The organism is Brevibacillus sp. SIMBA_040, assembly GCF_046535075.1.
Taxonomy (GTDB): Bacteria; Bacillota; Bacilli; order Brevibacillales; family Brevibacillaceae; genus Brevibacillus.
On record NZ_JAWRXI010000135.1, the window covers coordinates 1 to 284 of the forward strand.

1 protein-coding gene is annotated in these 284 nt (G+C 31.0%); it reads right to left on the bottom strand.

The features are described from left to right. Positions 1 to 284 (bottom strand): hypothetical protein (locus tag SB752_RS32280; protein WP_410719477.1); only part of this gene is annotated, 284 nt, incomplete at both ends.

Below are 284 nucleotides of genomic sequence, written 5' to 3' on the forward strand. Positions count from 1 at the left end.
CTTTCAATAAAATATTTTCCAGGTTTCAGCTTTTCAAATTTGAATCTTCCATAAGCATCTGTTTTGGTTTCTATCCTATATTTATAAGCTTCATCAGAAATGTAAACCAAAGTTTTTTTGTTCTCTTTTTGTTTTCTTAATTTGATAAATTCCTCAAAATAAGGTGTTAAGGGATACAATGTTACCAATGTGCCTTCTGGTGCAAGTTGTTTTTTGGCTAAAGGTGCCTTATAACCATATACCGTTTTTTGTTTTGTAGAAGCAACTCCTTCGATGTTAGATGT